General features: G+C 45.3%; 26 protein-coding genes and 1 riboswitch. Of the genes, 22 read left to right on the top strand and 4 right to left on the bottom strand.

What is annotated here, in order from left to right; genetic code table 11:
- Nucleotides 1-73: 73 nt before the first annotated feature.
- The 4 genes from AOT13_RS14565 to AOT13_RS14550 form a co-directional block, all read right to left on the bottom strand.
- The gene (locus AOT13_RS14565) at nucleotides 74-1,267 is read right to left on the bottom strand and encodes an MFS transporter (RefSeq protein WP_173662714.1); all 1,194 of its coding nucleotides are present in this window, start codon (nucleotides 1,265-1,267) and stop codon (nucleotides 74-76) included.
- A gap of 137 nt (nucleotides 1,268-1,404) precedes the next feature.
- Nucleotides 1,405-2,247, bottom strand: coding sequence for a MetQ/NlpA family ABC transporter substrate-binding protein (locus AOT13_RS14560; protein WP_003249948.1), 843 nt, complete (start codon nucleotides 2,245-2,247; stop codon nucleotides 1,405-1,407).
- Between the two features lie 35 nt (nucleotides 2,248-2,282).
- The gene (locus AOT13_RS14555) at nucleotides 2,283-2,948 is read right to left on the bottom strand and encodes a methionine ABC transporter permease (RefSeq protein WP_003249949.1); all 666 of its coding nucleotides are present in this window, start codon (nucleotides 2,946-2,948) and stop codon (nucleotides 2,283-2,285) included.
- The gene (locus tag AOT13_RS14550) at nucleotides 2,938-3,951 is read right to left on the bottom strand and encodes a methionine ABC transporter ATP-binding protein (protein ID WP_003249951.1); all 1,014 of its coding nucleotides are present in this window, start codon (nucleotides 3,949-3,951) and stop codon (nucleotides 2,938-2,940) included. The genes AOT13_RS14555 and AOT13_RS14550 overlap by 11 nt, the downstream gene beginning before the upstream one ends.
- Nucleotides 3,952-4,094: 143 nt before the next feature.
- Nucleotides 4,095-4,204, bottom strand: a riboswitch (SAM riboswitch).
- Nucleotides 4,205-4,440: 236 nt separating this feature from the next.
- On the opposite strand from AOT13_RS14550, the gene AOT13_RS14545 reads away from it, so the two are divergent.
- From AOT13_RS14545 to AOT13_RS14445, 22 genes are all read left to right on the top strand, one after another.
- The gene (locus AOT13_RS14545) at nucleotides 4,441-5,967 is read left to right on the top strand and encodes an NAD(P)H-hydrate dehydratase (RefSeq protein ID WP_003249953.1); all 1,527 of its coding nucleotides are present in this window, start codon (nucleotides 4,441-4,443) and stop codon (nucleotides 5,965-5,967) included.
- A 310-nt stretch (nucleotides 5,968-6,277) separates the two neighbouring features.
- Nucleotides 6,278-7,738, top strand: coding sequence for a DASS family sodium-coupled anion symporter (locus tag AOT13_RS14540; protein ID WP_003249954.1), 1,461 nt, complete (start codon nucleotides 6,278-6,280; stop codon nucleotides 7,736-7,738).
- Nucleotides 7,739-8,229: 491 nt separating this feature from the next.
- Nucleotides 8,230-8,979: an IclR family transcriptional regulator gene (locus AOT13_RS14535; RefSeq protein ID WP_003249957.1), complete on the top strand. Its 750-nt coding sequence runs from the start codon at nucleotides 8,230-8,232 to the stop codon at nucleotides 8,977-8,979.
- 3 nt (nucleotides 8,980-8,982) lie between these two features.
- A complete protein-coding gene (pxpB, locus tag AOT13_RS14530) occupies nucleotides 8,983-9,684 on the top strand; it encodes a 5-oxoprolinase subunit PxpB (protein ID WP_003249959.1) in 702 nt (233 codons plus the stop codon).
- The gene (locus AOT13_RS14525) at nucleotides 9,656-10,645 is read left to right on the top strand and encodes a 5-oxoprolinase subunit C family protein (protein WP_035501947.1); all 990 of its coding nucleotides are present in this window, start codon (nucleotides 9,656-9,658) and stop codon (nucleotides 10,643-10,645) included. Before pxpB ends, AOT13_RS14525 begins: the two co-directional genes overlap by 29 nt.
- On the top strand, nucleotides 10,632-11,393 hold the full coding sequence (locus AOT13_RS14520; RefSeq protein ID WP_013876806.1) for a LamB/YcsF family protein: 762 nt from the start codon (nucleotides 10,632-10,634) through the stop codon (nucleotides 11,391-11,393). The genes AOT13_RS14525 and AOT13_RS14520 overlap by 14 nt, the downstream gene beginning before the upstream one ends.
- A 13-nt stretch (nucleotides 11,394-11,406) precedes the next feature.
- A complete protein-coding gene (locus AOT13_RS14515) occupies nucleotides 11,407-12,600 on the top strand; it encodes an NRAMP family divalent metal transporter (RefSeq protein ID WP_003249964.1) in 1,194 nt (397 codons plus the stop codon).
- A 32-nt stretch (nucleotides 12,601-12,632) separates the two neighbouring features.
- On the top strand, nucleotides 12,633-12,809 hold the full coding sequence (locus AOT13_RS20175; RefSeq protein ID WP_155267344.1) for a hypothetical protein: 177 nt from the start codon (nucleotides 12,633-12,635) through the stop codon (nucleotides 12,807-12,809).
- A gap of 277 nt (nucleotides 12,810-13,086) precedes the next feature.
- Nucleotides 13,087-13,770: an HAD hydrolase-like protein gene (locus tag AOT13_RS14510; RefSeq protein ID WP_003249966.1), complete on the top strand. Its 684-nt coding sequence runs from the start codon at nucleotides 13,087-13,089 to the stop codon at nucleotides 13,768-13,770.
- A gap of 241 nt (nucleotides 13,771-14,011) precedes the next feature.
- Complete coding sequence (locus AOT13_RS14505; RefSeq protein ID WP_003249969.1) at nucleotides 14,012-15,517, top strand: 4-hydroxyphenylacetate 3-hydroxylase family protein; 1,506 nt, start codon at nucleotides 14,012-14,014, stop codon at nucleotides 15,515-15,517.
- Between the two features lie 26 nt (nucleotides 15,518-15,543).
- Nucleotides 15,544-16,029 carry a flavin reductase family protein gene (locus tag AOT13_RS14500; protein WP_003249970.1) on the top strand — a complete coding sequence of 162 codons (486 nt, stop codon included), beginning with the start codon at nucleotides 15,544-15,546 and terminating at the stop codon, nucleotides 16,027-16,029.
- Nucleotides 16,030-16,046: 17 nt separating this feature from the next.
- Entirely contained in the window at nucleotides 16,047-16,904 is an 858-nt protein-coding gene (locus AOT13_RS14495) for an FAD synthetase family protein (protein ID WP_042383807.1), read from the top strand.
- A 30-nt stretch (nucleotides 16,905-16,934) separates the two neighbouring features.
- Nucleotides 16,935-17,357 carry a GlcG/HbpS family heme-binding protein gene (locus AOT13_RS14490; RefSeq protein WP_003249973.1) on the top strand — a complete coding sequence of 141 codons (423 nt, stop codon included), beginning with the start codon at nucleotides 16,935-16,937 and terminating at the stop codon, nucleotides 17,355-17,357.
- Nucleotides 17,358-17,421: 64 nt separating this feature from the next.
- Nucleotides 17,422-18,336, top strand: coding sequence for a catechol 2,3-dioxygenase (locus tag AOT13_RS14485; RefSeq protein WP_013400631.1), 915 nt, complete (start codon nucleotides 17,422-17,424; stop codon nucleotides 18,334-18,336).
- A 673-nt stretch (nucleotides 18,337-19,009) separates the two neighbouring features.
- Nucleotides 19,010-19,867 carry an alpha/beta fold hydrolase gene (locus AOT13_RS14480; RefSeq protein WP_042383804.1) on the top strand — a complete coding sequence of 286 codons (858 nt, stop codon included), beginning with the start codon at nucleotides 19,010-19,012 and terminating at the stop codon, nucleotides 19,865-19,867.
- 132 nt (nucleotides 19,868-19,999) lie between these two features.
- A complete protein-coding gene (locus tag AOT13_RS14475) occupies nucleotides 20,000-20,773 on the top strand; it encodes a 2-keto-4-pentenoate hydratase (protein WP_003249979.1) in 774 nt (257 codons plus the stop codon).
- Between the two features lie 73 nt (nucleotides 20,774-20,846).
- Complete coding sequence (locus AOT13_RS14470) at nucleotides 20,847-21,722, top strand: acetaldehyde dehydrogenase (acetylating) (RefSeq protein ID WP_003249981.1); 876 nt, start codon at nucleotides 20,847-20,849, stop codon at nucleotides 21,720-21,722.
- A 20-nt stretch (nucleotides 21,723-21,742) separates the two neighbouring features.
- On the top strand, nucleotides 21,743-22,774 hold the full coding sequence (gene dmpG / locus AOT13_RS14465; protein ID WP_013876810.1) for a 4-hydroxy-2-oxovalerate aldolase: 1,032 nt from the start codon (nucleotides 21,743-21,745) through the stop codon (nucleotides 22,772-22,774).
- Nucleotides 22,775-22,786: 12 nt separating this feature from the next.
- Nucleotides 22,787-23,590, top strand: coding sequence for a 2-keto-4-pentenoate hydratase (locus tag AOT13_RS14460; protein ID WP_042383802.1), 804 nt, complete (start codon nucleotides 22,787-22,789; stop codon nucleotides 23,588-23,590).
- Between the two features lie 6 nt (nucleotides 23,591-23,596).
- On the top strand, nucleotides 23,597-23,800 hold the full coding sequence (locus AOT13_RS14455) for a 4-oxalocrotonate tautomerase (protein WP_003249987.1): 204 nt from the start codon (nucleotides 23,597-23,599) through the stop codon (nucleotides 23,798-23,800).
- 8 nt (nucleotides 23,801-23,808) lie between these two features.
- Entirely contained in the window at nucleotides 23,809-25,287 is a 1,479-nt protein-coding gene (locus AOT13_RS14450; RefSeq protein WP_003249989.1) for an aldehyde dehydrogenase, read from the top strand.
- A gap of 165 nt (nucleotides 25,288-25,452) precedes the next feature.
- On the top strand, nucleotides 25,453-25,725 hold the full coding sequence (locus AOT13_RS14445; RefSeq protein WP_042383800.1) for a 2Fe-2S iron-sulfur cluster-binding protein: 273 nt from the start codon (nucleotides 25,453-25,455) through the stop codon (nucleotides 25,723-25,725).
- Nucleotides 25,726-25,735 lie beyond the last annotated feature (10 nt).

The raw sequence follows: 25,735 nt of genomic DNA, 5'->3' as shown, positions 1-25,735 counted from the left end.
CATCGATGTTTATCGCGTTCATCCCTTTTGCAGAGCAAGAAAAGAGAGAAGGTGAAGAAGCCTTTTCTCTCCTCTATTGTGGTAACTGCTTGAGATGTTTATGAGCATAGCTGATCAGCGGATAGCTTAATAACAATAAAATCACAATAAATGTGATGACGCCAAGCCAATGAAAGTGGGTCCAAAAATAGCCGCCGGCTGTGCCAGCAAGGCTGGAGCCTAAATAATAGAATAAGAGGTAAAGAGACGAGGCTTGCGCCTTATTCACGTTCGCACATTCGCCAATCCAAGCGCTCGCGATCGAGTGACAACCGAAAAAGCCGAAGGTAAATAACGAAAGCCCGATGATTTTGACAACAACAGACGGAACAAGCGTAACCACCGCACCAAGTGCGGTTAATGCCACGGAAATGCTTAACACCAGCGCATGGCCGTATAAGTCGGCTTTTTTTCCCATATAAACCGAGCTAAAGCTGCCGAACAAGTACACGATAAACAAAAAACCAAGTACGGACTGGCTGAACGAATACGGCGGATCGCCTAATAAAAAGCCGATATAATTATACAGCGTCACAAATCCGCCCATAAATAAAAAGCCAAGCACAATAAGAGCCATTAACGGTTTATTATGTAAATGAACGGCATATGCCCGCAGCGCGGTTTTGCCATTGAGCGGTTTGTTCACTGAATGACGAGGTGCCGGGAGAATGAGAGCAAAAATCAAGCTTAACAGAAGCGAAATAATTCCAATGGCAAATAGCGCTGTCCGCCACGAAAACAAGTCGGTTAACAGGCCGGTTAAAATCCGGCCAGCCATGCCGCCAAGGCTCGTCCCGCTTATATACAGCCCCATTACTTTTCCGATCCCGGCCGGATGAAATTCTTCGGCGACGTAGGCCATGGCCAGAGATGGGATGCCTGCGGCTGCCATGCCGAGGAACATGCGGGCAAGGACAAGGGAAATAAAGTTGGGGCTAAATGACATGGCCAGCGCCAGCATCGATGTCAGCAACATGGATATCATCATCACCTTCTTTTTGCCGACGCGGTCGGATAAACTAGCTGCGATAAGCATCATTACCGCTAACGTTCCGGTAGATACGGACACCGTCAAGCTGGCGGAGGCGGCGGAAACATGAAATTCTTTTGCGAAAACCGGCAGCAGCGGCTGTGTCGTATATAAAATCGCAAAGGTGACAAACCCGCCGAAAAATAATGCCAAACTAGCTTTCTTATACTCACGCGTGCCTAATTCGATGTACGTCAATGTTCTCGCCTCTTTTAATTTGTTTATATTTTTTACTATAACTCTTTTATACGGAAAACGTCCATGCCCTTGAATATCGACGAAAATCGCGAAAACAAACACGCCGCAAGCAGGCGGCGTGTTTGTGTGGGGGATTATTATTTCCGTTCCAGCATCCATTTTGGTTTGCCGAACCCTTTGAATTCCTTATCGATCACTTGTTCAAATTCTTTCGATTCTACTGCTTCTTTAATATCTTTGACAAATTGTTTGTTTAAGTCTTTTGTGTTGACAACAATGCGGTTGCGATAATCATCCGGCATGTTTTCTAATGCAAGCGCATCCGTTAGCTTCATTTTTGCGGCTAAGGCATAGTTGCCGGGAACAGCGGCTAAATCGACGCTTTCCACGGTGCGCGGCAATTGGCCGGCTTCAATCGGCTTAAATTTAAGATGTTTTACATTTTCTTTTATGTCTTTTTCCGAAACGGTGAGCGGGTTGACAGACGGATCGAGCTTAATTAATTTCTTGTCTTGCAAAATTAAAAGCGCTCTTGCTAAGTTGGTTGGATCGTTAGGAATCGCGATTTCGCTACCATCCGTGATCTCGTCAAGCGATTTAAATTTCTTCGAGTAAATTCCCATCGGCGCAGTCGGCACGATAATGACTTCGGAAAGATCGAGATGGTGCTCTTTCGCGAAATTTTCCATGTAAATTTTATGCTGGAACAAATTAGCGTCTAAATCCCCGTTGGCAAGCGCTAAGTTTGGCTGAATATAGTCGCTGAACTCGACTACTTTTACGTTGTAGCCTTTCTTTTCCAATATCGGTTTAATTGCTTTATTGACCATGTCGCTGTATGGTCCGGAAGTAGCGCCGATGGTTAGTTCTTTTTTCTCCTTGTCTTCTGCGGCATTCGAAGCGGTTTCTTTGTTTCCGCAGGCAGCGAGAATGCCAAATGATAGCAAGAAAGCGAGAATGATGGATAGTTGTTTTTTCATAACAAGTTCCTCCCTATAATTTTTTTATTTTCAATCTATCGTTTGTCCACTAAACGGGCGATGCGGTCACCGAAAAACTGAATGATTTGTACAAGGCAAATTAAAATGACAATCGTCGTAATCATAACGGTATCGTCGTAGCGGTAATAACCGAAGCGAATCGCCAAGTCGCCAATTCCTCCGCCTCCGACAATACCTGCCATTGCCGAGTATCCGATTAAACTTATCGTTGTTATCGTAATTCCATGCACAATGCCGGGGCGTGCCTCAGGCAAGAGAACATCTTTAATAATCATCCAAGGGGTGGCGCCAACAGCGATCGCTGCCTCAATAACCCCCTTTTCAATTTCCCGCAACGATGTTTCAACAATTCTAGCAAAAAACGGGACGGCAGCTACTGACAATGATACAGATGCTGCAGTAGGTCCGATCGTTGTTCCCGTAATCAGTTTGGTAAGCGGCAACAGCCCGACAAGCAAGATGACAAATGGAATCGACCGTATCATATTAACAATAAAACCAAGGATCGATTTTACCGCTATATTTTCTAAAAATAAGCCGCGGTCGGTAACGAACAATAAGATTCCTAGCGGCAAGCCGGCGATGATCGCCACGAAAAGCGAAATTGCCACCATATAAATCGTTTCAAAAAACGCTTTATTCAGTTCTGGAATTAACTGGATCAGTGAATCAAGCAGCATGGGCAATCACTTCCAATCCGTGTGTTCTTTGTGAAATATAGTCAATGGCACGCTGGACTTCGCCAGGATCGCCGGTGAGCTCCATAACGAAGATGCCGAGCGGCATATCTTGGATATATTCAATTTTTCCGTGCAAAATATTTCCTTTTACTTTGAACGTTTGCAGCATGTCAGAAACGACGGCTTCTTCGGCAATTTCGCCTTTGAATTGAATTTTTACAATCGTTCCTTTCCGCTTCTTTAACAAATCGTCAGGAAGCTCAAATTGCAGCACACTGTTAATAAATGATTTCGTCAATTCCTCTTTCGGATTCGTAAAAATATCATACACCGTTCCCAATTCGATGATTTTTCCGTTTTGCATGACGGCAACGCGGTCGCATATCTCTTTGACGACTTCCATTTCATGGGTTATCAGCACGATCGTGATGCCAAGTTCGCGGTTGATTTTTTTCAACAAAGCTAAAATCGATTTTGTTGTGCTTGGGTCGAGCGCCGATGTTGCTTCGTCGCATAAAAGGACAGTCGGATCGTTCGCAAGCGCCCTGGCGATGCCGACCCGCTGTTTTTGGCCGCCGCTGAGCTGGGACGGATATGCGTCCCGTTTATCGGAAAGCCCGACCATTTCAAGCAGTTCATTGACTCGTTTTTCAATTTCCTCTTTTGGCTTTTTTGCCGCTTTTAAGGCAAATGCGACATTTTCAAACACTGTTTTGGAGCTGACGAGATAAAAATGCTGAAAAATCATGCCGATTTTTAAGCGGGCCTGCCGCAGCTGCTTGTCGTTCAATGCTGTTAAATCGACACCATCGATGATGACTTGGCCGGATGTCGGGCGTTCCAAAAGGTTTAAGCAGCGCAGCAACGTGCTTTTTCCCGCACCGCTGTAACCGATGATTCCAAAGATTTCCCCGTTTTGAATCGTTAAGGAAACATTATCAACACCGACAACTTGCTTCTTTTTTGTAGAATATATTTTCGTTACGTTTTTTATCTCAATCATTGCCTTTTTCACCTCTATTGTTTTATTTTTGCTAAGTTTGACGATTTTCAGGAATTTCGCCCCTTGATGCGGCCAAACGGAAAGAGGAAAAGCAAAAATGCCCCTTTCATTCAGAAAGAGGCATCGGTATGTATGTAAACACCGACTTATCTTTCAGAATGAAAGACTCATTCTGCAGGATTTGGCACCGTTCCCCTAACGGGAGGTTGCCGGACGTCATTGGGCCTGTTCCCTCGGTCACTCTTGATAAGCGGTTTCCGCTATTCCATTTTGTAACTAAAATCATAATCATTCAAAAGGAGGTTGTCAATAAGCATTTATGTGATGAAAATAAAAGAAAACGTTTACATCATTGGTTTTATTAAAAATTTTTAGAATAAAATTTTTTATGTACGGTTTAGAAAACTGGCGTAAATCTTGTTTTGATAGTAAGGTAAAATGAAAGTAAATAGCGAAAGTGATGATACGTCAAATAGGAGGAAGATGGTCATGAGAGTGGTGACGGCAGCGGAAATGTATGCCATCGATCGCGACACGATCGAAAATATTGGCATTAGCGATGATTCATTAATGGAAAATGCAGGGCAAGCGCTGTTCCATGTGCTGAAAGAGCGCATTTCGCGTTCGGCACGTGTGGCGGTGCTTTCAGGGACAGGGAACAACGGCGGCGACGGATTTGTCGTCGCGAGAATGTTGAAAAGTTACGGATATGACATTGATTTATGGCTTGTTCCGCCAAAAGAAAAGATAAAGGGAGCGGCAAAGATCGCATTGGACGTTTACGAACGGTCGGGGTACGACATCAAAGAATATGCCGGAAATGAACGGATTTTTGCCACACAAATCCACCATTATGATGTAATTATTGATGCGCTGCTTGGCATCGGCATTCAAGGGGCGGTGCGCTCCCCGTATAAAGAGATTATCGAAATGGTAAACCGTTCTAATGCTACCGTTTATGCGATTGATATACCAAGCGGAACGCCGGCTGATGGAGGAGAGGCAGAAACAGCAGTCCGCGCCGATGTGACGATCACGATTCAATGCCCGAAACTTGGGGCGTACACGTTCCCGGCGGCTGATTATTATGGGGAGCTTGCTGTTGTTGACATTGGCATTCCGCCGCTTGTGGTGGAGCGGAATGCTGCAGTCCGCTTGATATGGGAAGAAGAAGATGTGGTGCGGACGTTGCCGAAACGGAAACGCTCGTCCCATAAAGGAACATACGGAAAATTGCTTGTTGTTGGCGGTTCCCGGCCGATGACAGGAGCGATTACGTTAACGGCGAAAGCCGCGCTGCGGAGCGGTGCAGGGTTGTTGACGATGGCTGTGCCGGATGACATTTATTCCGTCGTTGCCAACCGCGTTCCGGAAGCAATGTGCTATCCATGCCCGTCGCGTGACGGTTCGTTTTCCGGTGTGATCGATGTTTCAACATTGGATATCGATGCGGTCGCGCTTGGCCCAGGGATGGGGCGGACGGATGGGGTGCGGCAGCTCGTCCGCACTTTATTGCAGCAGCCGGTGCCGATCGTGATGGATGCGGATGCATTGTTTTTTTGGAACGAATGCGCTGCACTCGTTCGCGAACGAAAGAATGTCACCGTTGTGACTCCGCACCCTGGGGAAATGGCGCGCATGCTTGGTTTATCGATCGGTGACATCGAAAGAGACCGATTTGGCCTGTCCAAACAGTTGGCAGCCGAGTATGGCATTTATGTCGTGTTGAAAGGGCCTTATACGATCGTCACAACGCCAGATGGTTCGCAATATGTCAATACGACGGGAAATCCAGCGATGGCGAAGGGCGGAAGCGGCGATGTGCTGACAGGAATGATTGCTGCGTTTCTCATGCAGCATCACTCCGCGCAAGAAGCCATTAGCAATGCCGTCTGGGTTCATGGAAAAGCCGCGGATATGCTTGTGGAAAACGGGCATTCACAATGGGATGTGCTTGCTGGAGATTTGATCGACGGGATTTCCGCTGTGCTTTCTCATCTTCAGAAACGACAATAATAACTCAGCCATATATTTGCTCAACGAATCATGACCGGACAACCGTTGTTTACTGTTACGTGGTTGTTCGGTCATGATTTTTTTGATGATAAAAAACAAATTTTTTCATTATGTAATCAAGCATTCTAGTTATTGTGAAAAGCTTTTTTCTTTGTCTAGTAAAATAGGGAGACTGAAACATAAAGCTGACTTAGGCAGGAAAGTTTTCAAAATATGTACAAATGTATCATCGTTTTACTAGAAAATAATTCCTTATAATAAAAGTAGGAGATATATGGAAATTCTCTGAGGAAAAAGGGGGAGTGGAAAAATGAAAAAAAGCAAGTTAAAAATGGTTTGGCTCATCTTCGCATTTATCGTACTAATGGTGATTATGTTGCTGCCGAACCCGGCCGATTTGCCTGTGGCTGGCCAACGAGCTTTAGCTATTTTAGCATTTGCAGTTATTTTATGGGTCACCGAAGCGGTGTCTTATCCAGTAAGTGCGGCGATGATTATCGGCCTTGTCGGTTTATTGCTTGGCATGTCACCTGGCATCGATCATCCTTCCGCCCGCATTGGGACAAGCGAGGCGCTGAAAATGGCATTATCGGGATTTAGTAATCCAGCGGTGGCATTAGTGGCGGCAGCGCTTTTTCTTGCAGCAGCGATGCAAGCTACTTCTCTTGACAAACGGCTCGCACTATGGATTTTATCTCGTGTCGGAACGAAAACAAGAAATATTGTGATAGGCACAATTGTTGTATCCATTGTTTTAGCCTTTTTTGTCCCGAGCGCAACAGCGCGGGCGGGTGCTGTTATTCCGATGTTGCTGGGAATGGTAGCGGCGTTCGGATTGCCAAAAGATAGCCGATTAAGTGCACTTCTTGTTATTACAGCGGTGCAAGCAGTTTCCATTTGGAATGTAGGAATTAAGACAGCGGCTGCACAAAATATGGTTGCTTTAGGGTTTATGGAGAAAGAGTTTGGCGCATCGATTTCGTGGAGCTCTTGGTTTCTGTATGCAGCCCCTTGGTCGGCTTTAATGTCCATTGTTCTTTATTTCGTCATGATCCACTTAATAAAACCTGAGACGAAAGTGATCGAAGGGGGGCAGGCATTAATCTCTTCGCAACTAAAAGATTTAGGGCCGTTGCAACCGGTGGAGAAACGGCTTATCATCATTTCCACTGTTCTGCTTTTATTTTGGGCGACAGAAGAAAGGCTCCATTTTTTTGATACTACAACAGTGACTCTCATAGCGGTGGCAGTGTTATTGACTCCTAAGATTGGCGTATTGGATTGGAAATCTGTTGAAAAACTGATTCCATGGGGAACGATTATTGTGTTTGCGGTCGGTATTGCTCTTGGCACGATTTTATTAGATACGAAAGGAGCCCAATGGTTATCGAATAAAGTGTTTGAAGTAATGGGATTAGAAAAAATGCCGATTCTTATCATCATTGCAATCATTTCGTTATTTAATATATTGATTCATTTAGGTTTTGCTAGTGCGACAAGTTTATCGTCTGCATTAATCCCTATATTAATAGCATTTGCCACCACCGCTGATTTAAACGTTAATCCCATTGGTTTTGTGCTGATTCAACAGTTTGTGGTTAGTTTTGGATTTTTACTGCCGGTGAGCGCACCGCAAAATATGCTGGCGTATGGAACAGGTGCTTTCAACGTAAAAGATCTCTTGAAGTCAGGGGTTCCTTTAACGGTTATCGGCTATTTACTGATTCTTTTATTTAGCGCTACTTACTGGAAATGGGTCGGATTATTGTAATGGTTTCCATCCAAAAATGTTATTGAAAATGAAAATAGCGAATTTCGGAACAAATTATCATGTCTATAATGAAATTGCCAGAAAAACCGAAATGTTCGCCGCCCGCTCGGATACTAAAAAGCGATGCACCACTAGCTGTGTGTGTCGCTTTCTTTATTTGAGCTATGTTAATCCCTTTCTTCTGTATTCTCCGTGTTTTTTGATGCGCGATCCGTTGCGAATTTCAGCGCGGGCTATATAAAAGAGCTATCAGTAGTTTTTGCCGCTTGGTGATCGCCAGCGCCATGCCAAGCGGAAGAGGTGGGAAAAGAAATTATTCAAGAAAAACCGTCAATTTTATCAAGGAAGAACTGTGAAAGATGATATTAGACGGTTTTATGTTTTTTAATAAAAAAATAATATAGAAAATTTTGTGTATTTTTATTATAATGAATAACAAAATTCATTTTATGGAATAAGTGTTTCAATATTTGGAACAGAGGAAGAGTGTGATGAATAAAACGGTTGTCAAAACGATGGAAATGCTGAAATTATTCATCGATCGCGAGCGGCTGACGTTGCAGGAGATGGTCGAATTATTGCAAATGCCAAAAACATCGGTTTATCGGATGGCGCAATCCTTAGTGAAGCTTGGCTTTTTGCAAAAAACGGACGACTATTATCAACTTGGTTTAGCATTTTTGTCGTTTGGCATGCTTGTTGCCGAGCGGTTAGACCTCCGGAAAATCGCGCTTCCGGTTATGGAGCGGCTGAAAGAAGACACGAAGGAAGCGGTCAATTTAGTCATTCGCGATGGCAATGAAGCGATTTATATTGAAAAGGTCGACACATCAGAACCAGTGCGCGTGTACACAAAAGTAGGGCGGCGCGCTCCGTTGTACGCCGGGGCGTGCCCGCGTGTATTGCTGACGTTTATGGATCGTGATGAACAACAGCGCTACATCGACAATGTTAAAATGGTGAAAATTGCAAAAAATACAATTGTCCGGCGGGACACGTTGCGGGCCATCATTGAACAAGACCGGAAGCGGCAATATACGGTCAGCTATTCGGAATTGGAGGATTATTCCGCCGCCGTTGCGGTGCCGATTTTCAATCATGAAGGAAATGTGGTGGCGGGATTGAGCATCGCTGGCCCGGAACATCGCTTTTCGCCGGAGGCGGTTCAACGAATGGTGCCGATGTTGCAGCAAGCCGCTTGGCAAATTTCCGAACAGCTTGGTTTTCCAAGGAAGGGATAAAAGATGGATTACACGATGTTTCCTTTAAGTGAATGGGCAGTGACGATCCGCTTTTCCACGGAAGTAGATGAAGCGGTGAATGAGCATGTTCATCGCGTCACCGTTTTTTTAGAAGAGCAGAAAAAGGAAGGGATTTTGGATATTGTTCCAACATTTTCATCTGTGACGGTGTATTATGACCCGCTCGTTGCTGGCGACTACGAAGAAATATGCAAGTGGCTGCGAACGGAGCTTAAGCGGGTGGGACACATAAAAAAGGCGGCTGCGAGGACAGTGGTCATTCCTGTTTGTTACGGCGGAGAGTTTGGCCCGGATTTGCAAGAAGTCGCCCGTTTTCATGGGATAAGCGAAGAAGAAGTGATTTCCATCCATTCCCGGGAAAGTTACCGCGTGTATATGATTGGCTTCGCCCCCGGTTTTGCTTATTTAGGCGGGTTGTCTCCTGAAATCGCGACACCGCGCCGCTCAACACCGAGAACTCATGTGCCGGCCGGTTCGGTCGGCATTGCCGGCAGCCAGACGGGGATCTATCCGCTCGCGACTCCTGGTGGATGGCAAATTATCGGGAGAACGCCGCTCGCTTTGTTCCGGCCGCATGATCCGGAACCGAGTTTGCTGCGCGCTGGGGATATTGTACAATTTCGCCCGATTACGGAAGAAGAGTACAGGATGTGGGATGATGGTCACAATTCAAGTAATACATAGTGGATTTTTCACAACCGTGCAAGGAAAAGGACGGTTCGGATATCAAAAAGCCGGCGTATCCGTTGGCGGGGCAATGGATTCGTTTGCGAGCCGGCTTGCGAATTTGCTTGTCGGAAACGACGCCGATGAAGCAACATTGGAAATTACGATGAACGGCCCGACGCTCCGTTTTGACACAGATGCGCTCATTGCGATTTGCGGCGGCTCGTTTCGCTGCACATTAAACAGCGAGCCTGTATCGATGTGGAAACCACTTTTCGTTCGGAAAGGCGATGTATTATCGATCGGGGCGTGCCAAAGCGGTTATCGCGCATATGTCGCTTTTGCGGGCGGCCTTAACGTTCCGCCTGTCATGAACAGCCGTTCTACGTACGTACAAGCGGGCATCGGCGGTTTTCACGGAAGAGCGCTGCGGTCGGGCGATGTGCTGCCATTGCGGGCACCTGTGATTACGATTCAGGAAAAGCCAGTTCGTTGGGGGATAGCTTTTTCGGAAAGAAATTACATAAACGGGAAGAAAAAGATTGTTCGTGTCGCAGAAGGCCCCGAATATGGCATGTTTACAGCACAGAGCCAAGAACGATTTTTCGCTTCTGTGTATGAAGTAACGACACAGTCGGACCGCATGGGTTACCGCCTGCAAGGACAAGCGCTTGAACGTGCGACAAATCATGAAATGATTTCCGAAGCAGTTACATTCGGGACGATTCAAGTGCCCGCATCCGGCCAGCCGATCGTGCTGATGGCGGATTGCCAAACGACAGGCGGCTATCCGCGCATCGCCCAAGTCATTAGCGCCGATCTTCCCATTTTGGCGCAGGCGCGTCCAGGTGATTACATTCAATTTCAAAAAGTATCATGGCAGGAAGCGCAGCGGCTATACGTGGAACGTGAGCAGCAAATGAAAAAATGGAAGATGATTATTCAGCAAAAATGGAGGGAAATGGATGATGCGCGTTGATTTGAATTGTGATTTTGGCGAGAGCTTTGGAATATACCGTCTCGGCGAAGAAAAAGAAATATTGCAATACGTCACTTCCGTCAACATCGCGTGCGGCTTTCATGCCGGGGATCCGCTTGTCATGCGGAAAACGGTGCAAATGGCGCTAGAACAAAATGTTGCGATCGGCGCCCATCCAGGGTTTCCCGATTTGCTCGGATTTGGCCGCCGCAACATCGCGGTAACTCCAGATGAAGCGTATGCGTATGTCGTCTATCAAGTTGGAGCGCTATCGGCGTTTGTGAAAGCGGAAGGAGGAACGCTGACGCATGTCAAGCCGCACGGCGCGCTTTACAATATGGCGGCAAAAGATGCGGTGTTGGCGGAGGCGATCGCGCGGGCGGTTTATGATGTGGATGCAACGTTAATCTTATACGGATTGGCTGGCAGCGAGCTGATTAACGCCGGAAAAAAAATCGGACTGCAGACGGCGAGCGAAGTATTCGCAGACCGTACGTATCAACAAGACGGTTCATTGACGCCAAGAAGCGACCCGCGCGCATTGATTGTCGATGAGCAGGAAGCGGTTCAGCAAGTGCTCATGATGGTGAAAGAAAAACGCGTCCGTTCGCTGCAAGGCAACGATGTTCCGATTGAAGCGGAGACGGTTTGCATTCACGGAGACGGCAAGAAAGCGGTGCTGTTTGCCAGACGCTTATATGAAGCGCTGCAAAAAGAAGGCATAACAGTTTGCTCTATCACTAGATGAATGGAGGAAAACTATGGAGAAAAAAAACAACAAATGGCGCATATTACTTGGTGCTGTGTTTTTAATGGCGACATCGGCGATCGGGCCGGGCTTTTTGACGCAAACAACGGTGTTTACCCAGCAGCTTGCCGCCAGTTTTGGTTTTGTCATTTTAATTTCCATTATTCTTGATATCGGCGCACAAGCGAATATATGGCGCATTATTGCAGTTTCCGAAAAACGGGCGCAAGATATCGCGAATGAAGTATTGCCGGGATTAGGCTATGTGATAGCGGGATTGATCGTGCTTGGGGGATTGGCGTTTAATATCGGCAATGTAGGCGGTGCCGGGCTGGGCATCAACGTGCTTTTCGGAATGTCGGCGGAAATGGGAGCGATTGTCAGCGCAGTGATTGCCATCATCATTTTCCTTGTCAAGGAAGCGGGGAAAATGATGGATCGTTTTACGCAGATTTTGGGGATAGTCATGATTGGGTTAACGCTCTACGTCGTTTGGACAGCCCATCCGCCGCTTGGAGAGGCAGTAGTAAGAACGATAGTGCCAGAGAAAGTGGACTTTTTGGCGATTGTGACGCTTGTTGGCGGAACGGTTGGCGGCTACATTACGTTTTCCGGCGGGCATCGATTGTTAGATGCGGGAATAAAAGGGAAAAATAGCTTGCCAGAAGTGACGAAAAGTGCGATTTCGGCCATTGGCGTAGCGTCGTTGATGCGAATTTTGCTGTTTCTTGCCGCATTAGGCGTTGTCGCTCAAGGGCTAACGTTAGATGAAGCGAACCCGCCAGCGTCGGTTTTTCGCCTTGCTGCAGGCGAAATTGGCTATAAGCTTTTTGGCATTGTCATGTGGGCGGCTGCGATCACATCGGTCGTTGGTTCCGCGTATACATCCATGACCTTTATCCGAACGTTTCACCCATTCATCGAAAAATATCACCGTTTTTTCATTGTGTTGTTTATTATTGCATCGACTTTGGTGTTCGTCTTTATTGGCCGGCCGGTAAAAACGCTGATTTTAGTTGGTGCATTAAATGGCCTTGTGCTGCCGGTTTCGTTAGGTGTTATGCTTATTGCTGCATATAAGCGGACGATTGTCGGGGATTATAAACATCCGCTGTGGCTGACGATATTTGGGGGAATTGTCGTCATTTTAATGGCGTATATGGGAATATATACGCTCGTTCATCAGCTTCCGCAATTATTTGAATGAAAGGATGAAAAGAGCGCCGTTTGTGTTTATTCATGAACGGCGTTCTATCGTTGATTGCTTTCCAAACATATCATGAGCGCGGAAACTTGATAGATGTGCTCCATCAGCATCTGGCCAATCGTTTCTCCCGCAATGGCAAAAATGAAAAAACAAAGTTAGGAGACGGCGATGCAGGCGAAAAGAATCAAGCTTTTTCCGCTCCATTGTAATTGAAGTGCCATCTAATATCGCGCGCGGAACGGAAAGGGCAAACAGGATTGCTTTTTCAGCGCTGCTTGCAAGGGACAGCTTGGTCTTTTACACAGCTCATCTCATAAGATCATTTGCAACAAAGGAATCGCCAATATGAGCTGTTAGATTCTGGATATAAAACTGTTTCGCTTTATACCGGTTTAGATAATCTGACTTCGAATAAAATTTATATGGAAATCGGCATGAACCAGTAATGGATTCCATGCTGCTGCAATTTGTGAAGGAGGAAGCTACATGAGCAAAATTCCATTTGCCATGATTTTCGATATGGATGGCACGCTGTTTCAAACGGAAACGGTTCTTATTCCTGCCCTGCATAAGACGTTTGAGCGTCTGCGCCGCGCAGGAGAGTGGCAAGGGGGCACGCCGGTCGAAGAATATTTGCGGATTCTTGGCGTCCCGATTCCAGAAGTATGGCGCCAATTGATGCCGGAAGCGGATGAGGCGGTGCGTGCCCGGGCAGCCGCATGGTTTTTGGATGATATCATCGCTGAAATCGAGCAAGGAAACGGGCGGTTATACCAAGACGTGCTTGCGACGCTTGCGTCTCTTGCCGATCAAGGAATCCCGCTTTTTGTCGCAAGCAACGGGCGTTCCCGCTACCTCGCCGCGATTTGGACCGCCTTCCAGCTTGAGCGCTATTTTATCGATTGTTATAGTCTTGACCGGTTTTCCTTGCCAGCGAAATCCGCGTTAGTCAAACAATTGTTAAATGACTACAAGCTCGAAAGTGCAGTGATGGTCGGGGATCGGGGCTCCGATATTCAAGCGGCGAAGGAGAATGGGCTTTGGTCGATTGGCTGCCTGTTTGGATTTGCCAGCGCCGAAGAGCTGCGCGGAGCGGATGTGATCATCCAGCAGTTTTCAGAGATTGGTCCGGCATTGCGAGAAATAGAAAAAAGAGCAGGTAGAGACTAGAATCATATAACTATCTATTATGAGAAAAGACTGTCTCGCACGCAATCGCCAGCTTTTTGCCGTGCTGATGCAGCGCTGGCGTTTGGCAAAGAGGCAGTTTTTTTCATCATTTTCAACAAAATTTGTTTAGTTTTAAAGAATTTTTCAACAAATGTTGTTATTGTCTGAAAATTCAAATCAATTATATGATATAACCGTAGTGAAAATAGTAGTTAATTATATTTTAGGAAGGTGATAAAAGATGATGAATGGCAAGGAATATTTAGAAAGTCTAAGAGATAACAGGGTGGTTTATTTAAATGGGGAAAAGATCGATGATGTAACTGCTCACCCTGCCTATGAAAACGCTGCCCGCTCTATTGCAAGAATGTATGATGCTCTTCATGATGAACAAATGGGAAAAATTTTGACGGCGACTACTGAAGAAGGTTATCCAACTCACAAATTTTTCAAAGAACCTAAACATGCTCAAGATCTTTTAGAAGCAAGAGATGCGATTGCCCAATGGGCCAAGCTGAGCTATGGCTTTATGGGGCGAACTCCTGATTATAAAGCTTCTTTTACAGCACATTTGAAAGCGTTTGCTAATTATTACGAAGGGTTTGCGGACAATGCGCGAAATTGGTACAAAAAAACGACAAAAGAAATTCCGTTTATTAATCACACGATTATTAACCCGCAAGTCGACCGTTCCAAGCCGCTTCATGAAAATAAAGATGTGTATGTCCGCGCTGTTAAAGAGAGGGATGACGGCATTATTGTAAGCGGTGCCAAAATGGTGGGAACGGCGGCTGCCTTAACTCATTATAACTTTGTCTCCAACTATGGAGCCCAAGATTTAGGAGATGGCGATCAAAGCCATGCGCTCATCTTCTTTGTGCCGATGAATGCACCTGGTGTTAAAATGATCAGCCGTCAATCGTATGAGCAAATTGCCAAAACATTAGGCTCTCCATTTGATTACCCGCTTTCCAGCCGTTTTGATGAGAACGATGCAGTCATTGTATTAGACAATGTATTTATTCCTTGGGAAAACGTTCTTGCCTATAAAAATGTGAACGTCGTTAACGGATTTTTTGTTGAAACGGGATTTGTTAACCGCTTTACATTCCAGGGTTGTACGCGTTTTGCCGTCAAGCTTGATTTTATGGTTGGCTTATTAATGAAAGCGACAGAGGCGGCAGGTACGAAACAATTTCGTGGTGTCCAGGCAAACATCGGCGAGGTTATTGCGTTCCGCAATATGTTTTGGGCACTGTCAACCGCAATGGCGGCCAATTGCGAAATGAAAAATGGCGTTGCGCTTCCGAATCTTCAGTACGGCGCCGCTTACCGCGTGCTCGCTCCGATGGTATGGCCGCGTGTCAAACAAATTTTTGAACAAGTCGTAGCGGGGGGACTCATTCAATTGCCTTCCAGTGCCAACGACTTCTTAAATCCAGAATTGCGTCCGTATTTGGATCGTTATTATCGCGGTTCAGGCATTGGCGCGAAAGAACGGGTGAAATTGATGAAAATGATTTGGGATGCGATCGGAACAGAATTTGGCGGCCGCCATGAGCTTTATGAAATCAACTATGCGGGCAACCATGAGAACATTCGTCTAGAGACGTTAAAAATTGCTGATGTCACTGGAGATTCCGAACGATTTAAAGCGTTTGTCGATTCCGCTTTGGATGATTACGATCTTCACGGCTGGGTCAATGATACGTGGGTGTCCCCACAAAAAGAACTTGTTCAGAAATAACAAACAGGAAAGGAGGTGGTGTGAACATGGATGATCGCTTGTTTCGCAATGCGATGGGGAAATTTGCAACAGGGGTGACGGTCATTACGACAGAGCTTAACGGAGATATTCATGGAATGACAGCAAATGCCTTTATGTCTGTTTCTTTAAATCCGAAACTTGTATTAGTTTCCATTGGCGAAAAAGCGAAAATGCTGGAAAAAATCCAACAATCGAAAAAATATGCCGTTAACATTTTGGCGCACGATCAAAAAATGCTTTCGCTGAATTTTGCCGGACAGCTGGAAAAACAAGTAGATGTACAATTTGAACAGCTGGGTGGGCTGCCGGTGATTAAAGGCGCTCTTGCGCAAATTTCCTGCCAAGTTGTTAACGAAGTTCAAGCAGGTGACCACACCCTTTTCATTGGGGAAGTGACGGATATAAACATTACAGAACAAGATCCGCTTCTGTTTTTCAGTGGAAAATACCATCAGCTGGCACAAAACGGAAAAGTGGCGGCGTCGAGCTAAAAAGAGGGGGCATTTCATTGAAAATCATCATTATTGATCATAAAAATGATCAACATCTTGTTGCCTCTTGCCCCGCCGTGGCTGCACTAGGGTTTTTTGACGGCGTTCATCTCGGACATCAAAAAGTCATTCAGACCACCAAAAAATTGGCGGAAAAAATGGGGCTAAAAACAGCGGTCATCAGCTTTTTTCCGCACCCAAAAGAAATTATCGGCAAAACGGGAGAGCGTGTCCATTATTTGCTCCCGCCTGCCGAAAAAGCGAAAAAATTTTCCCGTTTAGGGGTTGACTACTTCTATTTAATACGATTTACGCCAGAATTTGCAAGACTGGAACCGAAAGAATTTGTCCAAAAATATTTAATTCCATTGCAAATCAAGCATGCAGTAGCTGGATATGACTTTTCATACGGCCGAAAAGGAAAAGGGAATTTAGCTATGATGGAGGAAGACAGCGGGTGTTCGATCACTGTCACGAAAGTAGAACATGTCAAACGAAATGATGAAAAAATTAGCTCCACACTGATTAGAAACAAAATTCGATTAGGATTGATGGAAGAACTTCCTGACTATTTGGGGGAATTTTACGAAACAAAAGGAAAAATGATATGTACAGATGGAAAAGACGAGTTGCTTTTAGACAGATATTATATGATTCCTTCCAAAGGATGCTATGACGTGGCGATTGATAGAGGAAAAGGATGGTGCAACGGACGTGTGCTTGTAACAGAGCAGAAAAAAATCTATTGGCTCGGTCCGCCCATCTCTTCTGTGTCGGGCATTTTTCGAGTAAAAGTGAAATGGATTTCGAGAGAAGCCAATTCTATCTCAAAAGAAGAAAAGCAAGGAAAAAATTTAGTATCTGCGAAAGGATAGCGGTATTAATCAAGAAAGGAGGATGGAATATTGGCATTTCTAACGCAAAAAAGCATCAGCGGTGATTTGGCGAAAAAAATGATTGATAAAGCGGTGCAAAAGGCTGTGGAACTTGGCATTAAAGTGAATATCGCCATTGTGGACCAAGGAGGAAATTTGAAAGCGTTTTTCCGCATGGACGGAGCTCCTCTTTTAAGCATCCAAATTGCGCAAAATAAAGCCTATACGGCAGCCGCTTTCGGGATTCCGACCCATCAATGGTATGACATGATCAAAGATGAACCGAGCTTGCGCCTTGGGATCGTCCATACAGAAAAGCTGGTCGTCTTCGGAGGAGGGTACCCGATTTATGACGGAAAGGATTTAGCCGGAGGAATCGGGGTCAGCGGCGGCTCAGAAGAAGAAGACAGAATGTGTTGCGAAGCAGCGTTATCCTTATTGGAAACGGTGTAATGGAAAGCGTTGGTTATCCAATTTATGAATAAAACAAAATCTTTCAATGAAAGGGAGGATTCAAATGAGCGAAATTTTAAGACTAGGGCGATTGGAGATTCGAGTGTTGGATTTAGACGAATCTGTAAAATATTATACCGATGTCATCGGGCTTGAAGTGACAGGGCGCGAGGAAAATCGAGTATATTTAAAAGCTTGGGACGAATATGACCATCACAGCATCATTTTGCAAAAAGCTGATACGGCCGGAATGGACCATATGGCATTTAAAGTAAAAGATATTTATGAATTGGAAAAATTAGAATATAAAATTGAACAATTTGGCTGCACACTTTCCCGGATTTCCAAAGGTACTAGATTAGCAGAAGGTGAAGCGGTTCGTTTCCAGATTCCTACAGGTCATTATATGGAATTATATACGGACATCGAGCAAGTGGGAACAAAGACTGGAAATCTCAATCCGCATCCATGGCCGGATGGACTTAAAGGAATTGCTCCACATCGATTGGATCACGCTCTTTTAACAGGCGATGATTTGAAAACAGTAACCCGCTTCTTTACGGAAGTGCTCGGTTTTAGACAAACAGAGAGAATCATTACGGTAGATGGGGAAGAACTAGTCGGCAGCTTTTTGTCAGTGACTAATAAAGGCCATGACCTTGCTTTCGTGAAAGGACCAGATGGTAAATTCCATCATGCAGGATTTTATGTAGATAACTGGTATGAAGTATTAAAAGCAGCGGATATTTTAACAAAAAATAATGTCCAAGCAGAAATTACGCCAACCCGCCATGGCATCACACGAGGACTAACCGTTTACTTTTTTGATCCATCCGGTAATAGAAACGAGGCGTACACAAGCGGCTATATGAGCTATGCAGACTTCCCGACCATTACTTGGACGGAAGATCAAATTGGCACAGGCATCTTCTATCATCGGAGAGAATTAGTGGAATCCTTCTCTAAAGCATTAACGTAATCAATGGTGAAAAGGGGCATCATCTTTTCCCCTTATACTTATTCGGGTGTCTGTTCCCCCTTTTCTTTAACATCTAAAAGAGAATTGCTTTATCTGGCAAACATGATGGCTGACTCAACCTCGCTTCAAGGCGATGGTTTGAGTCAGCCTCGCTTTATACGGATGTGGTGCGAATACATGTGGATTTGTTCCTTTTGGCTCGTTTCACTTTCGTAATATGCGGTGCACCGGACCGGTTATGCACAGGGCATAAACGGCTTTGCCGGTGTGTCATAAATAGGCGTTATGTTGGGCAAAACTCTTCAATGCTAATGTTTGCATCCTTGTTCTTTAATAATTAGAGTATGGATCGGCAAATTTCTTTTTCCAATGAAAAACTGCGCAAAAGCCGCAAAGCGGCAGGCAGTCTTTGTTTTTATTCTTCATCTTCCTTCATTTGTTGCATACAAAGGAACATTATTTCTATAGAATACAAAATTATCATTTAAATTAATGAAAAAATTGATTATTTTTTGCTTTTTGTTTCTTATAGAGGAACAATGATGTTGTATAAACAATAAATATCCCGTACGATAATAGCAAGGATTTTCTTAAAATTATGTCAATTAACTTCAAAGTGATGACAGGGAGTCAAAAAATCATTCGCTAGCAGTGTTAGAGGGGAGGAATTGGTTTGCAAGAAGTAACAAGCGCCTATGCCAAAACTGGTGCCTACGAAACTTATTTTTACCGGGCCGGTGCCGGGAATGGCGAAGCGGTTCTTTTTATCCATGGGTCCGGTCCTGGAGCAACTGCATGGTCTAATTGGCAATATGCGCTCCCTTTTTTCAAGGAAAAAGGGTTTGATTGTATAGCGCCAGACTTAATCGGTTTCGGGATGTCAGAACATCCGTCTTCGCCTCCGAAAGGCATCCGGTCTTGGATGAGGCTGTGGGTGGACCAGCTTGAACTGCTTCTGGATGCATTGGCAGTGAAACGCACTCATTTGGTTGGAAATTCTTTAGGCGGAGCTATCGCTCTTCACTTATTGGCCGAGGCGCCTGAGCGCATTGACCGCGTTGTGTTGATGGGTCCGGCGGGGGCTCCGTTTCGATTGACCCCGGAGCTTGACCGCGTTTGGGGATTTTATGAAGATCCATCTGCAGAGAGAATGGCACAAATGATTCGCTGGTTTGCTTATGATGAAAGTTTTATCGAAGGCCAGCTTGCCGACATTAGCAAGATGCGCTTTGAGGCTGCTATGAATCCTGCTGTGCGGCGTTCCTATGAAGCAATGTTTCCCCCGCCTCGCCAGCAGATTGTGGATGATCTTGTTTTGCCAAGTGCCACGTTGCGCCGCATCCGACAACCAGTTTTGCTCGTTCATGGACTGAATGATCCGATCGTTCCTGCCGAAACAAGTTATTATCTTGCCAAACATCTTCCGCGGGTGAAGATGATGATTTACGGACAGTGCAGCCATTGGACGCAAGTGGAGTACAAAGATAGTTTTCATTCTTTGCTTTTGCACTTTTTTACCAATAAAATTTAAGAATATTTTTTCATTTCTGCCAAAACAACATTATGATTCTTTCATTGTTTGCACTGCTTGTGCTTGCATGACAGGCCGCAGCGCGAATGGGTCAAGCGCAAGGCGACCATCCGTTTCTTGAGGAGGGAAATGATGAACATTACAGAAATCGCCGCTTTATTATTGGAAGCGGAAGAGAAGAAAAAGCCGATTGATCCGCTTACCGCTCTTTTTCCTCATTTGTCGGCAGATGAGGCTTATCAAATCCAATTGAAGCAAGTGGAACAGAAGGTGGAAAACGGGCGGACCATCGTTGGCAAAAAAATTGGTTTAACAAGCAAGGCAATGCAACATTTGCTTCAAGTAGCGGAACCGGATTATGGCCATCTTCTTGACGACATGATTGTGTTGGATGGAGAACATGTTTCTCTTGATGAGTTCATCCAGCCAAAAGTAGAATTTGAGCTTGCCTTCATTTTAAAGAAAGATTTAAAGGGCCCCAATGTCACGGTGATGGATGTGATCCAGGCGACGGAGTACGTGGCCCCAGCCATTGAAATTATCGACAGTAGAATCAGGGATTGGAAAATTCGTTTTGAAGATACGGTTGCCGATAACGGCTCGTCTGCCAGAGCTATTATCGGTGGAAAACCGACGCCGCTCGAAAACATCGATCTTTCGCATACCGGTATGGCTGCTTACCGAAATGGTCAATTGATCGATGCCGCTGCCGGAGCGGCTGTCATGGGGAATCCGATCCATGCCGTCATCTGGCTTGCCAATGCTCTTAGCCGTTATCACATTTCTTTACATAAAGGGGAAATCATTTTATCAGGAGCATGGACCGCCGCCGTGCCTGTCTCTCGCGGGGATACGTTTACCGTCAAATTTGCCCATATGGGAGAAGTAGCTGTTTCTTTCACGTAAAAGTTCGCTGCGCAATGGCGGGAATGCCGCTTGCTGGGAAATAAAAACACGTTATATGGGAAGGGGAATGGACATGAAATTAAAAGCAGGGATTATTGGATCTGGCAATATCGGCACAGACTTAATGTACAAAATAGAAAGAAGCCAATATTTAGAAATGAGCGTCATGATAGGGATTGATCCGCATTCGGATGGACTAAAAAGAGCAAAAGACCGGGGGGTGACGGTGATTGATAACGGAATAGAGGGATTTTTAAAAAACCCTGATTTAGCCGACATTCTTTTTGATGCGACGACAGCAAAAGCACATTATAAACATCATGAAGCATTAACTAAATTAAATAAAAAAATAGTTGATTTAACCCCTGCCGCCATCGGCCCTTTTGTCGTGCCGCCGGTCAACTTAAAAGAGAAACTGGATGCTCCCGATGTCAATATGGTCACGTGCGGCGGCCAGGCAACGATTCCCATTGTTCATGCTATTCGCCGGGTTGTGCCAGTGGAATATGCGGAAATCGTCGCAACGGTTGCGAGCAAAAGCGCTGGTCCGGGGACAAGAGCAAACATCGATGAATTCACCCGGACGACGGCGAGAGCGATTGAAAAAGTAGGAGGTGCCAAGAAAGGAAAGGCGATTATCATTTTAAATCCTGCGGAACCGCCGATTATTATGAGAAACACGATTCATGCGCTCGTGGAAGAAACGGGAAAAGAAGAAGAAATCGTTCATTCGATCGAATCGATGGTCAAGGAAGTGCAAACATATGTTCCTGGCTACCGTTTGCGAAACGAGCCGATGTTTGATGGAAAAAGAGTATCGGTTTTTCTTGAAGTAGAAGGAGCTGGTGATTATTTTCCTCCGTATTCTGGAAATCTCGATATTATGACCGCATCTGCAGTAAAAGTAGGAGAAGAATTGGCAAAAATGAAAAATTCGCTAGTTTCATAGTCGAAACGAAAGGAGCGGGGATGATGGCGACACCATCGAAAATTCATTTAGTCGATGTAACGTTGCGGGATGGAAGCCATGCAATGAAGCACGCTTTCACCGTCGAACAAGTAAAACAAGTAGCAGAAGGATTAGACAAAGCGGGAATGGAATATTTGGAAGTTTCCCATGGCGATGGATTAGGCGGCTCTTCATTGCAATATGGTTTTTCCAAAGTGAATGAGATGGAACTGATTGCAGCAGCTGCTGAAGTTTGCAAAAATGCGAAAGTTTCCGTTCTGCTTCTTCCGGGAATCGGTGTTAAGGAAGATTTGGAAGAAGCGGTCAAAGCGGGAGCGAAAATGGTGCGGGTGGCAACCCATGTCACGGAAGCGGACGTTGCGAAGCAACACATTGAGCTTGGCAGAAAGCTCGGATTAAAAACAGTAGGATTTTTAATGATGGCACATATGGCTCCGGTAGAAAAGCTTGTCGAGCAGGCAAAATTGTTTGAAAGTTACGGTGCGGAAATTGTCTATGTGACAGATTCGGCGGGAACGTTGCTTCCGCATGAAGTGAAGGAACGAGTGTCCGCATTGAGGGAAGCGCTATCATGCGAGATCGGCTTCCATGGCCATAACAACCTATCGCTGGCAATGGCCAACTCTATTGCGGCAGTGGAAGCAGGAGCCACTTATATTGACGGCAGTCTGCGCTGTTTAGGGGCAGGAAGCGGCAATACGCAAACAGAAGTGATGGTGGCTGTGTTTGAACGCCTTGGATATGAAACAGGTGTTAAGTTATATCCGATTATGGATGTGGCCAATGAAGTAGTGGCCAAATGGATGCCGCGGCCTCAAGAAATCACTGGTTCCAGCTTGATTATGGGATATTCAGGGGTTTATTCCAGCTTTCTTCTCCATACGCAAGATGCGGCCAAGAAATTCGGCGTTGATGAACGCGATATTTTAGTAGAGCTGGGTAAACGAAAAGCCGTCGGAGGACAAGAAGATTTCATTTATGATATCGCCGCCCAGCTGGCAAAGAAAAAAACGGCAGAAACGATTAGATAAGGAGGTGATAGGATGCTAAAAACGGAAGTTATCGATTCCATCGTCGATGAATTGTTCCTTGCCGAAAAGCACGGGAAGGCGATTCCGAAACTGGTCGATCGTTATCCCGGATTGAATGTTGATCTTGCTTACGAAGTACAAAACCGGTTGATTGAACGCAAATGCCGGGACGAAGGGACGAAAGTGGCCGGCTGGAAATTGGGGTTGACAAGCAAAGCCAAGCAGGAAATGATGGGGGTCCATGAGCCGGCTTACGGAGTTTTGCTGGAGAATATGCAGTTGCAAAGCGATGGCTCCATTTCTTTAAGAACATTAATACACCCAAAAATTGAACCGGAGATTGCCTTTATTTTTAAAGAGGAACTAAAAGGACCGGGCGTTACCGTGGCGGAAGTTTTGCAAAAGACGGACTACATCGCGCCGGCGCTTGAAATCATTGACAGCCGCTATCAACATTTTTCTTTCACGTTAGCGGATGTCATTGCTGATAATTCTTCTTCTTCCCGCTTCATTTTAGGAGAACGTTTTGCGAAATATAATAGGGAAGATTTAAGCTTAGTCGGCATGGTTTTTAAAAAGAACGGCGCCATTGTTTCAACGAGCGCTGGCGCAAGCGTGATGGGGCATCCGGCAAGGGCCGTCGCCTGGATGGTGAACAAACTTTCCCGTTATGGCCAATCAGTAAAGCCGGGAGAAGTCGTTCTCAGCGGGGCGTTAACCGGCGCGATAGAAATCGAAGAAGGAGACGTATTCTCCGTGAGCTTGGATCGCTTTGGCTCGGTTGAAGCCTCTTTTACCTTCGGAAAGGGGGAGTAAATAAAGATGCCTTTTATTCAAGTGTATTTATTAGAAGGCCGGCCTCCGGAAAAAAAGGAAACACTCATCCATGAGCTGACGGAGACGGTGTGCAAAGTGTTGGATGCGCCGAAAGAAAACGTCCGCGTAATGATTCAAGAAATGCCTCTGGAACATTGGGGGATTGCTGGAGAATCTGTGAAAAAACGAAGAAAACAGGAAAAGGAGTGAATGATGGGATGAAATCGGTGGATACAAAAGTGCGGGAAATTAAGTTGTTTATTGATGGGGAATATGTTACTTCAAGCAGCCATTCATTATTTGAAGTGAAAAACCCGGCGACACAGGAAGTCATTGCGAAAGTGCATGAAGCGACAAAAGAAGATGTCGATCGGGCGTGCAAAGCGGCAAGAAGAGCGTTTGAAGAAGGCCCGTGGCGGACAATGCCCGTCAAAGAGCGGTGCGAAAAAATTCGCAGAATGGCAGAGATCATAATGGAAAGAAGAGAAGAACTTGCGCGCCTTGAAGCAACGGATGTCGGGAAGCCATATTCTGTAGCGTTTGAAAAAGAAATTCCGAGATCGGCTCATAATTTGAAATTTTTTGCTGATTTTATCGAACAGCTTGGCGGAGAAGTATACCCGATGGAAGAAGAATATTTGAACTATACCCGTTACGAACCTGTCGGTGTAGCTGCTTTAATCACTCCGTGGAATCTGCCGTTTATGCTTACAACATGGAAATTAGGGCCGTGCTTGGCCGCAGGAAATACGGCAGTCATTAAACCGGCGGAAGCTACTCCATTAACCGTTTCACTTCTCGGTGAAATAGCGAAAGAAGCTGGCATTCCTGATGGAGTGGTCAATGTCGTTCATGGGTTTGGCCCGAATTCAACGGGAGAGTTTTTAACTGCACATCCGGAAGTAGATTTAATTTCGTTTACGGGAGAAACGACGACGGGAAAAGCGATTATGAAAACAGGTGCTGATACGTTAAAAAGAGTGTCGTTTGAGTTGGGGGGGAAAGCGGCCAATATTATTTTTGAAGACGCCGATCTTCATAAAGCGATTCCTGTTTCCATTCAAGCGGCATTTTTAAACTCAGGGCAAGTTTGCCTTGCCGGCTCCCGGATTCTTGTGCAACGCTCGATTTTTGACGAATTTGTCGCTCGTTTCAAAAAAGCGGCGGAAGAATTAGTTGTAGGAGACCCGCAAGATCCGCGGACAAATATGGGTCCTCTTGTTAGCGAAGAACATTATAAAAAAGTGACAAGCTATTTAGAAATTGCGAAACAAGAAAATGCGACTTTGATTACCGGCGGCAAACGTCCTTCTAACCTGCCGGACTATTTGAAAAACGGTTTCTATTTGGAGCCGACCGTTTACGTGCATGAAAATCCGGAAGCGCGTATTTGCCAAGAAGAAATCTTCGGCCCTGTCGTGACGATCATTCCTTTTGATACGGAAGAAGAAGCTGTGCAAATCGCCAATAACACGCAATATGGATTAAACGGGGTGATTTGGACGGAGAACTTGCAGCGCGCCCACCGCATTTCCCATCAAGTTCGCGCCGGTACTATTTGGGTGAATTGCTGGTTTGTGCGTGACTTGAGAGCCCCGTTCGGCGGTTTCAAGAAAAGCGGCATCGGTCGTGAAGGAGGAAAACATAGCTTAGAATTTTTCACAGAAGCAAAAAACATTTGCATTGCTTTGCAATAATTCATATGCCGCCGGATGATGTTAGGCTCATCAATGATGCAATCCGGCGGCTTCTTTTTCAGATGTTTCTTTTTTCCAGCGCCAATCCTTCGAAGCATGAAAAAGAATGGCGCACAACGCATGCTTGAATTGTATAAAAAATCTTATGATAGGAGGAACAAGCTAATGGCATATCAAATTAATATAGGCGGAGAAGTATTTTCTTGCGGAGAGAATGTGGATTTACTAAAAGCCGCGAAATCTCAGCAAGTAAAAATTCCTTATGGGTGTGCAAATGGAGGATGCGGGATGTGCAAAGTCAAAATCAAAGAGGGAGAATACAAAATTGGCTTATGTTCGAAGGGGGCTCTTTCGGATGAGGAACGGCAACAAGGATATGTTTTAGCCTGCAAAACATATCCGCTAAGCCACTTGATTGGTGAGCTTGTTAAATATTAAGGTGGTAATA

This window comes from Parageobacillus thermoglucosidasius, assembly GCF_001295365.1.
In the GTDB taxonomy this organism is placed as follows: domain Bacteria; phylum Bacillota; class Bacilli; order Bacillales; family Anoxybacillaceae; genus Parageobacillus; species Parageobacillus thermoglucosidasius.
Note: the sequence above shows the minus strand (reverse complement) of the source record. Positions and strands in the feature narration are given on the sequence as shown.